Source organism: Achromobacter sp. 1014246743 (genome assembly GCF_059760725.1).
In genome coordinates, this window is the sequence record NZ_JCBANA010000042.1 from 47,483 (window position 1) to 56,477 (window position 8,995).

Annotated in this window: 8 protein-coding genes; 2 read left to right on the plus strand and 6 right to left on the minus strand. The window is 68.9% G+C overall.

Annotated elements, in window-relative coordinates:
- Positions 1 to 1,164 (minus strand): C45 family autoproteolytic acyltransferase/hydrolase, encoded by a 1,164-nt coding sequence (locus AC6LJ2_RS18385; protein ID WP_498151888.1) that lies wholly within the window; start codon positions 1,162 to 1,164, stop codon positions 1 to 3.
- 179 nt (positions 1,165 to 1,343) lie between these two features.
- Between AC6LJ2_RS18385 and AC6LJ2_RS18390 the strand changes: the two genes are divergently transcribed.
- A complete protein-coding gene (locus AC6LJ2_RS18390; protein WP_263914601.1) occupies positions 1,344 to 2,249 on the plus strand; it encodes a GntR family transcriptional regulator in 906 nt (301 codons plus the stop codon).
- Between the two features lie 58 nt (positions 2,250 to 2,307).
- Here AC6LJ2_RS18390 and AC6LJ2_RS18395 read toward each other — a convergent pair whose 3' ends face one another.
- Complete coding sequence (locus AC6LJ2_RS18395) at positions 2,308 to 3,165, minus strand: IucA/IucC family C-terminal-domain containing protein (protein WP_498151889.1); 858 nt, start codon at positions 3,163 to 3,165, stop codon at positions 2,308 to 2,310.
- A 153-nt stretch (positions 3,166 to 3,318) separates the two neighbouring features.
- Between AC6LJ2_RS18395 and AC6LJ2_RS18400 the strand changes: the two genes are divergently transcribed.
- Entirely contained in the window at positions 3,319 to 4,644 is a 1,326-nt protein-coding gene (locus AC6LJ2_RS18400; protein WP_263914599.1) for an LLM class flavin-dependent oxidoreductase, read from the plus strand.
- A gap of 23 nt (positions 4,645 to 4,667) precedes the next feature.
- Here AC6LJ2_RS18400 and cysW read toward each other — a convergent pair whose 3' ends face one another.
- The 4 genes from cysW to AC6LJ2_RS18420 all read right to left on the minus strand — a co-directional run bounded on the left by cysW (position 4,668) and on the right by AC6LJ2_RS18420 (position 8,881).
- Positions 4,668 to 5,477 (minus strand): sulfate ABC transporter permease subunit CysW, encoded by an 810-nt coding sequence (gene cysW, locus AC6LJ2_RS18405; RefSeq protein WP_498151890.1) that lies wholly within the window; start codon positions 5,475 to 5,477, stop codon positions 4,668 to 4,670.
- 3 nt (positions 5,478 to 5,480) lie between these two features.
- Positions 5,481 to 6,323, minus strand: coding sequence for a sulfate ABC transporter permease subunit CysT (cysT, locus tag AC6LJ2_RS18410; RefSeq protein ID WP_498151891.1), 843 nt, complete (start codon positions 6,321 to 6,323; stop codon positions 5,481 to 5,483).
- Between the two features lie 74 nt (positions 6,324 to 6,397).
- Entirely contained in the window at positions 6,398 to 7,414 is a 1,017-nt protein-coding gene (gene cysP, locus AC6LJ2_RS18415; protein WP_498151892.1) for a thiosulfate ABC transporter substrate-binding protein CysP, read from the minus strand.
- Between the two features lie 102 nt (positions 7,415 to 7,516).
- Positions 7,517 to 8,881 (minus strand): MFS transporter, encoded by a 1,365-nt coding sequence (locus AC6LJ2_RS18420; RefSeq protein ID WP_498151893.1) that lies wholly within the window; start codon positions 8,879 to 8,881, stop codon positions 7,517 to 7,519.
- Positions 8,882 to 8,995: the final 114 nt, after the last annotated feature.

Consider the following 8,995-nt stretch of genomic DNA (forward strand, 5'->3'; position numbering starts at 1 on the left):
TCAGGCTCCGGCCAGTTCGGATTCGCGGGTATCGACGGCTTCCCGCGGTTCGTCGCCGTCCAGCCGGTAGGTCGTGAAGCGGCGGTTGCTGGCCGGCATGGGCGCGATTTCCATCAGGCCCAGCGCTGGCTCCATCACGATCATGGCGACCGTGGCGGTGAGGTTGCCGCCGTCGCCGTGGCGTTCGGGCCGGCAGACGGAGTAGGGCGCCAGGAAGTCGTCGAACAGCGCGGCCTTGACGCCTTCGCGGTCCAGGAGGCGGCCCTGGGCTTGCAGCAGCCGGCGCACGCGCCAGTCGCGGTAGAAGCTTTCGGGCACATGGGGAATGCCGGTGTCGCGCAGCTTGGCCAGGGCAATGGGGCCGACCCAATGGTTGGCGTGAACGATCAGGCCGTCGTCGGGGTAGAGCGGAAAGGCCTCGTCCGGCGCGCATTCGAAGTCGATGCCGAACCCGGCGGCCGACGCGATCATGATGTTGTTCGAGCAGGACTTGGGCGTGGTGGCCACGACCTTGGCGGCCAGGGCGAAGTGTTCCTGTTCCAGCACCTTGCGGCGGATCAGGCCCAGGGGCACGCCCAGGATCTGGTAGTCGCGCTCGCATTCCAGGTAGTTGGCGGTGATGGATACGCCCGCGGCGTTCAGGCCGCTGCGGGCCAGGCCACCGGCCTCGACAAAGGTCAGGTAGTCGGGCCCGTGTTCCTGGCGTACCCGCAGCACGACGCCGGTGGCCGCGCATTCGGCGCGCCAGTCCCAGTTCTGTGCGTGGATCAGGTTGCCCGAGGCGCTGCGCTCGGGCAACAGGATGGCGCCGGTGCAGCCGTCGTCGGCCTCGTCGTCGGGATTGGCCGTGCTGCTTTGGGCCCGCGCCAGCGCCATGACTTCGGTGCGGGCGTTGATCATGACGATGTCTTCGAAGGGCACGTCGGCACCCTGGGCGATGCCGTGCATTTCTTCGACGTAGCGTTCGTCGAAGTCGGCGATGCGGCGCGCGTAGTCGGCGATCAAGGCCGTCTTTTGCGCGGCGCCCATGCCGAATGCGTCCAGCGCCCCGCCGTACAGGGCCGCGCTTTGGCGGATGCGGGGTTGCAGTGCCTGCCCGTACTGGCGGCCGCGGCTTTCAGGGCCGCCGGTCAACGTCACGCAGGGAAAGGGAGCGATTGCCATCTGTCCTTCCTTTTGTATTTTATTGCTTCGTAATACACTAATTACCGCTATCACCCCCTGTCAACCGGTTTTATGGGGCGACATATGAAATCTAGGGAAAACGTGTATGACCGCAAGGAACACCGCAGGGCAGCCTGCGGCGCCCGGGGCAAGCACGCGCTTGCGCCAGCGGATCGGGCATGGATAATGCATCGGCACAGGAGCCCAATGCCATGCAGGAGCTGAGTCCTCTACAGATCGAAGTCGCCCGCAAGCTGACCGCCCTGATCCAGAGCGGCCGCTGGCAGGTGGGCGAGCGCTTGTCGGATCTGCGCCTGGCGCAGGAACTGAAGGTGTCGCGCTCGCCGATTCGCCAGGCGCTGAACCTGCTGACGCGCCAGGGCCTGTTGGCCTACACGGCGGGCAAGGGCTACCGGCTGGAACGCGAGCCCGCCAGCGACGAAAGCCTGGACGCGCTGGTGCCGCATTCCGAATCCGAAAGCCTTTACGGCGAATTGATGAGCGCCCGCGCCGACGGCCGGCTGGGCGCCGAGGTGTCCGAAGCGCAACTGGTCGAACAGTTCCAGGTCACGCGGGGCGCGCTGCGGCGCGCGCTGATGCGCCTGGCCACCGAAGGGCTGGCCGAACGCCTGCCGGGCCACGGCTGGCACTTCGCCGAAACGCTGGACAACGAACAGGCGGTCAACGAAAGCTATGAATTCCGGCTGATCGTCGAGTGCAGCGCGCTGACGGCGCCGGGCTATCACGCGCCGCCGGACCAGCTGGCCGCGTTGCAGCGCGAGCAGGGGGAGATATTGCAGATGCCGGTGGCGCAGTTGCAGCGCGACGCCTGGTTCAACGCCAACGCCAATTTCCACGAAACGCTGGCGTCGTGGTCGAACAACCGCTTTCTGACCGAGGCCGTGCGGCGCCAGAATTCGCTGCGCCGCATGACGGAATACGCCAATTTCGGCTATCTCGCCGAGGTGCACATCCGGCAGGCCTGTACCGACCATCTGGGGATTCTGGCGGCGCTGGCCGAGGGCGACCGGGAGTATGCGGCAGCGCTGCTGAAGCGGCACATCACGCGGGCCGCGGATATCTGAGGGATGGGCGAGCGCAGGGGCGGCTAGCGACGCGGCCGTCAACGCGAGCTTCGACCGTTTATGTCGTGGCTTGAGGCTGCGATTGGCGCGGCGGCGCCCGGCGCGGCGGCGCCCGGCGCGGCGGCGCCCGGTGCTGCGGCGCCAACGGGCAGGCCGCGCAGTACTGCGCCGTGGGCAGCAGGTGGTACAGGCAGCATTCCCGATGCAGCGTCATGACCGGGCCGTCGCCGCGCGATACCCGGGGCGGCAGGCACAAGGGGTTGTCGCGTTCCTGGCAGGCCGGGCCCCAGGCAGGTTCGTGCAGCAACTGTTGGCGGTCGTGCGCGGCGTGCGGCGCGGCGCCGTGGGTTTCCATGGCTTTCAGCACGGCTTCCAGATAACGCACCGCGCCGCCCCAGACCGTCTTGCGCGGCAGGCGGCTGGCCAGGAACAGCGCGTCGGCCAGCAGGCGCAGGTGGTCCCAGACCAGCGGGCCGTAGCGGTGCCAGACGTCGGAGGGTGGGTGGACGGGCGCATCGGCGCTGTGTGTACCGATGCTGCCAGCGGTACTGGCAGGATCCCCATCCTTGGCATCGCCCAGGTCGGCAACCAAAAAGCGCACCGGCGCGCCCGTGTCATCCAGTTCCAGCCGCATGGCGTCGGCGGCCATCGGCAAGGGCCGGCACGCACCGCTGGCGGCGGCCACCACCGGCGGCAGCAGCGCCCACAGATAACGCATGGCCCAGGCCGAGGCCACCGCGCGCGGATCGGCATCCGACCAGTGGCGGCGGTGGCGCGCCAAGGCATCGCCCAGCCTGTCCGGATCTTGCAGCAGCGCGCCCGCCGACCGTTCACCGGCGCGGCTGGGCGCAAGCTGCACGGACTCGGCGTAGACACGCCATTCTTCGCGGAAATAGGGCTGCAGGAACGCGATCATGCGGGGGCCGGGATCGAAGCGGGCAAAGCAGGCAAGCGTAAAGACAAAGCGGCGGCGGTGCAAATCGGCGGCATAGCGATATAACGTTTGGTTCGTTCGCGGCGGGGCGGGCCGGCGCTATCTTTTTCGTTTCCGCTACACAGGCCGGCACCCATGGCTGCGCAACGTCAATTGAAGCTGGGCGCGTTCATGCGCCCGGTCAGTATCCACACCGGCGCCTGGCGCTACCCCGGCGCCCATCGCGACGCCAATTTCAATTTCGAACATCTCAAGCGTTACGCCCAGACGCTGGAAAAGGCCAAGTTCGACGCCTTCTTCATGGCCGACCACCTGGCGTTGCTGAACATGCCCATCGAGGCGCTCAAGCGCAGCCATACCGCGACGTCGTTCGAGCCGTTCACGCTGCTGTCCGCATTGAGCCAGGCCACCGAGCGGCTGGGGCTGGTGGCCACGGCGTCCACCACGTTCGACGAGCCGTTCCACGTGGCCCGGCGCTTCGCGTCGCTGGACCACCTGAGCGGCGGCCGGGCGGGCTGGAACATCGTCACCACGTCCAACCCCGACGCCGCGCTGAATTTCGGCCGCACCGAGCAGCCGGACCACGCCCACCGTTACGCCCGTGCCCGCGAGTTCTACGACGTGGTGACGGGCCTGTGGGACAGCTGGGCCGACGACGCCTTCATCCGCGATGCGGACAGCGGCATCTATTTCGACCCGTCGCGGCTGCGCGCCGTGAATCACCAGGGCGAACACCTGTCGGTGCGCGGGCCGCTGCACATTGCGCGGCCGGTGCAGGGCTGGCCGGTGATCGTGCAGGCCGGCGCGTCCGAACCGGGCCGCCAGCTGGCCGCCGAAACCGCCGAGGTCGTCTTCGCCGCGGCGGGCACGTTGCAGGACGGCCAGCGCTTCTACGCGGACGTGAAAGGGCGCATGGACAAGCTGGGCCGCCACCGCGACCACTTGAAGATCCTGCCCGGCGTGCTGGTGGTGGTGGGCGACACCGACGCCGAGGCTCGCGCCATCCGCGCCAAGCTGGACAGCCTGGTGCACTACGAAAGCGCTATCGCGTCGCTGTCCATCGCCCTGGGCTGTGACGCGTCGCGCTTCGACCCCGACGCGCCGCTGCCGCCGCTGCCCGAGACCAACGCCAGTAAAAGCAGCCAGGAACGCGTGCTGCGCCTGGCCGAGCGCGAATCGCTGACGGTGCGGCAACTGGCCCAGCGCCTCGGCGGCTACGGCGGGCTGGCCATGGTGGGCACGGCCGCGCACATTGCGGACCAGATGCAGGAATGGCTGGAAACCGAAGGGTCCGACGGTTTCAACGTCATGTTCCCGTGGCTGCCGGGCGGGCTGGACGCCTTTGCCGGGCAGGTCGTGCCGGAACTGCAGCGGCGGGGGATCTTCCGGCGCGAGTATGAAGGCCGCACGCTGCGCGAGAATCTGGGGCTGCCGCGGCCGGTTAACCGGCATTTTGCGTAGGTCTTTTCGCTGCCTGGCGGGTGTCACAATCCCGGCCGCTGCCTTTCCATAATCGTCTTCACCCCCAGCGTCAGCAACGCCATGCACGCCAACAGCGCGGCGGCGGTGAAGGCGGCCACCGTCTTGTAGTCGTCGTTGAGCTGTTCGATCAGCAGCGGCAGCGTCAGCGTCTTGCCGCGGATGGCGCCGGCCACGACCGACACGGCGCCGAACTCGCCGACCGCGCGGGCGTTGGTGATGACGGCGCCGTACAGCAGGCCCCATTTGATGTTGGGCAGCGTGACGCGGCGGAAGATCTGCCAGCCGCCGGCGCCCAGCGTCAGCGCGGCCTGTTCCTCTTCGGGCCCTTGCGCCTGCATCAGCGGAATCAGGATGCGGGCGACGAAGGGCGAGGTCACGAAGATGGTCACCATGACGATGCCGGGCCACGCGAACATCAGCTGCACGCCATGCCCGTTCAGCCAGCGCCCGAACATGCCTTCCAGCCCGTAGACCACCAGGTAGCACAGCCCGGCGACCACCGGCGAGGTGGCGTAGGGAATATCCACCAGCGCGATCAGCACGCGCCGGCCGCGAAAGTCGTAGCGCGTGACGCACCAGGCCAGCAGCACGCCGAACACCAGGTTCACCGGCACGCTGATGACGGCCGCCAGCAAGGTCAGGCCGATGGCCGCGCGCATGTCGCTGCTGCCCAGGTTCTGCACCAGGGCCGTCCAGCCGCCGACGATGACCCGGGTGAAGATCAGGCTGAGCGGCAGCCCCAGCAGCAACAGGGCGGCGAGAAGGCCCGCGGCGATCAGCAGGCGGCGCGGCCAGGGGGAATCCGGGCGCATGCGTCAGACCCCCGCCACGCGCTGCCACGGCAACAGGCGGCCCTGCAACACCTGCAAGGCAAACAACAGCAGCAGCGACGCGGCCAGCACGACGGTGGCGATGGCGGCCGCGGCCGGGTAGTTGTATTCGGCCAGGCGGCTGAAGATCATCAGGGACGTCACTTCGGTCTTGTAGGGGATGTTGCCGGCGATCATCACGACCGCGCCGAACTCGCCCAGGCTGCGGATGAAGGCCTGCGAGCCGCCGGTGAACAGCGCCGGCACCAGCGCGGGCAGCAGCACGCGCCGGGCCACCTGGCGGCCGCTGGCGCCCAGGGTGCGCGCGGCCTCTTCGTATTCGGTGCCGATGTCGGCCAGCACCGGCTGCACCGAGCGCACCACGAACGGCAGGCTGGTGAAGATCATGGCGATGACCAGGCCGGGAAAGGCGTAGGAAATCTTGATGCCCAGCGGCGCGAAGAACTGGCCGACCCAGCCGCCCGGCGCCAGCAGCACCGACAGCGTCAGCCCGGCCACGGCCGTGGGCAGGGCAAAGGGCAGGTCCACGGCCGCGTCCAGCAGCGCGCGGCCGGGAAAGCGATAGCGCACCAGGATCCACGCCAGCAGCAAGCCCACCGCCAGCACCACGGCGGTGGAATAGGCGGCCGACAGCAGCGTGACGCGGTAGCTGGCCAGCACCCGCGGGTCGGTCACCGCCTGCCAGTACTGGCCCCACGTCATCTGGCTGCTGTAGAGCGGCAACGCGGACAAGGGCAGCAGGATGACCAGCGTGATGAACAGGCTGCTGACCCCGAAGCTCAGCCCGAAACCGGGCAGGGTGGGGTGCTGGCGAAAGAACTTAGGCATGCGAACCCGAATGAAAATGCGCCGGCCGCCCCGCGGGGCAGCCGGCTGTCATGGCGAATCGCAAGGGCGGGGTGTCAGCGCCCGGCGCCCAGCAACTGGTCCAGCACGCCGTTGGCGGCGAAGTGGGTCTTGGTGATCTGGTCCCACGAACCCAGCACTTCCTGCGGGTTGATCAGGCGGATCGCCGGAAAGCGGCTGGCGCTGGCCTTGACCGCCTCGGCGTCGTGGACGCGGTAGTTGAAGTCGGTCAACAGCTTCTGGATGGCGGGCGAGTACTGGAACTGCAGATAGGCCTCGGCCACCTTGCGCGTGCCTTTCTCGTCGGCCACCTTGTCCACCACGGCCACGGGGAATTCGGCCAGCACGCTGACCGGCGGCACCACCACTTCAAAGCCCTGGGCCTTGAATTCGTCGCCCTGGGCAATGTTGTTGACCTCGGATTCGAAGGTCAGGAGCGCGTCGCCCTGGTTGTTCTGGGCGAACGCCACGGTGGCGCCGCGCCCGCCGGTGGGAAAGCTTTCGACGTTCTTGAGCAGCTTGCCGACGAAGGCGCGGGTCTGGGCGTCGTCGCCCTTGAACTTCTCGTGGGCGTAGAGCCAGGCGCCCAGGTAGGAGTAGCGCGCATTGCCGGACGTCTTGGGGTTGGGGAACACCAGCTTGACGTCGTCGCGCACCAGGTCGTCCCAGGTCTTGATGTGCTTGGGGTTGCCGCGGCGCACCAGGAAGGCGATGGTGCTGTAGTAGGGCGAGCTGTTGTTGGCGAACTTCTTCTGCCAGTCGGCGGCCAGCAGCTTGTTCTGCGCCAGGATGTCCACGTCGGGCACCTGGTTGAAGGTCACCACGTCGGCCTTCAGCCCCTGGATGATGGACTGCGCCTGGCGCGAGGTGCCGGCGAACGACTGTTCGATGCTGACGTCCTGCCCGGTCCTGGCCTTCCAGTCTGCCTGGAACTTGGGGTTGATGGTGGCGAACAATTCGCGCGCGATGTCGTAGGACGTATTGAGCAGGGCCTGGGGCGCTTGCTGGGCGTGGGCCGGGGCGGCGGCCAGGGCCGTCAGCGTCAGGGCCGAGGCGAGCAGTCGTTGGAACAAAGGGCTTCTCCGGAGATAGGGCGTGAAAGACAGGCGGCGCGGCCGCGTCCCGACCCTGCATGATGCGCAAGCCGGCCGTCATCCGGAAATATTCAATTACTTTTAACTAATAGCCGGGCGTTGTTTCCGACCGCTTCGCACCAGGATGGCCCACGCCAGCGCGGCCCCCAGCGCCAGGACGGCAGCGATCAGCAGCGCGGCGCGCGCCCCGGTCGCAAAGGGGGGCAGGGCGGCCAGCAGGCTGCCGAACACCGCGACGCCCAGGGCCGCGCCGGCCTGGCGCGCGGTGTTCAGGGCCGCCGCGGCCACGCCGGCCCGCTGCGGCGCCACGGTCTCCAGGGCGGGCGCGGTAGCCGCCGGCGAGATGAAGCCGGACGCCAGGCCGATGGCCAACAACGCCGGCACGCTGTGGCCATAGGACGACGAACCCGCCGCCAGCAGCCCCAGCGCGCCCGCCGCGTACAGGCCGAACGCCATGCCCATGGACAGGACGGGTCCGCAGGCCCGCGCGATGCGATGCGACGCCATGCTGGCCAGTGCCACCGACACGGTCATGGGCAGGAACGCCAGCCCCGCCTGCAGCGGGCCCCAATGGCGCTGGTCCTGGAAACCCAGGCTGGCGACAAAGAACAGGCCATAGAACACGAAGGCCGACACCATCGACACCGCCGTCGATGCGGTGAACAGCGGGTTCGAGAACAGCGTCAGCGGCAGCATCGCGTGCGCCGAACGGGCCTGGATTCGCAGGAAGGCGATGCCCGCGGCCAAGGCCACGGCGGCGCCGGCCAGGATGGGGGCCGACGTCCAGCCCAGCGCCTGGCCTTCGATCAACACGCCGATCAACCCGGCCAAGGCGAGGATGGCGGTGGCCTGGCCCGGCAGGTCGAACCGTACGGCGGCGCGCGTGCCGGGCGTGGCCGGAATGCGCCAGGCCATGGCCGCACCGTACAGGCCCAGCGGCAGGTTCAACAGGAAAATGCTGCGCCAGCCCAGCCATTCGGTCAGCGCGCCGCCGGCCAAGGGGCCCGCCGCCATCGCCACGCCGCCGATGCCCACCCACAGGCCGATGGCGCGGGCGCGCTGCGCGGGGTCGGTGCAGGCCTGCTGGATCAGCTTGAGCGCGGCGGGCACCAGCAGCGCCGCACCCAGCCCCTGGGCGGCGCGTGCGGCGATCAGCAGGGTGGCGTTGGGCGCCAGTCCGCACACCAGCGACGCCAGCGTGAACGCCAGCAACCCCGCCAGGTAGACGCGGCGCGCGCCCCAGCGGTCGCCCAGCGCGCCACCGGTCAGCAGCAGGCTGGCAAAGGCCAGCGTGTAGGCGCTCATCACCCATTGCAGGCCGGCCAGCGGCATGGCGAGCGCCTGGCCGATGCGCGGCAGGGCGACATTGGCGATCGATGTGTCCAGCAGGATCAGCGCATAGCTGACGCTGGTGGCAAGCAGCACGCGGCGGGAAAGCGGGGGCATGGTTCGTGGGCGGCCGGTCAGGCGCGGCAGGGTCGGCAAGCCCGCAGTCTAGGGGCGCGCGGGCCGCGGATGCTTCGTCACGCGTCGAAGCATCCGCGGCCGCAGCGATCTATC

Bases quoted from the DNA above. Each gene is read 5' to 3' on its own strand.
- cysW (WP_498151890.1), bottom strand. From the start codon at position 5,477: ATGCGCCCGGATTCCCCCTGGCCGCGCCGCCTGCTGATCGCCGCGGGC.
- cysT (WP_498151891.1), bottom strand. From the start codon at position 6,323: ATGCCTAAGTTCTTTCGCCAGCACCCCACCCTGCCCGGTTTCGGGCTG.
- AC6LJ2_RS18390 (WP_263914601.1), top strand. From the start codon at position 1,344: ATGGATAATGCATCGGCACAGGAGCCCAATGCCATGCAGGAGCTGAGT.
- AC6LJ2_RS18385 (WP_498151888.1), bottom strand. From the start codon at position 1,164: ATGGCAATCGCTCCCTTTCCCTGCGTGACGTTGACCGGCGGCCCTGAA.
- AC6LJ2_RS18400 (WP_263914599.1), top strand. From the start codon at position 3,319: ATGGCTGCGCAACGTCAATTGAAGCTGGGCGCGTTCATGCGCCCGGTC.
- AC6LJ2_RS18395 (WP_498151889.1), bottom strand. From the start codon at position 3,165: ATGATCGCGTTCCTGCAGCCCTATTTCCGCGAAGAATGGCGTGTCTAC.
- AC6LJ2_RS18420 (WP_498151893.1), bottom strand. From the start codon at position 8,881: ATGCCCCCGCTTTCCCGCCGCGTGCTGCTTGCCACCAGCGTCAGCTAT.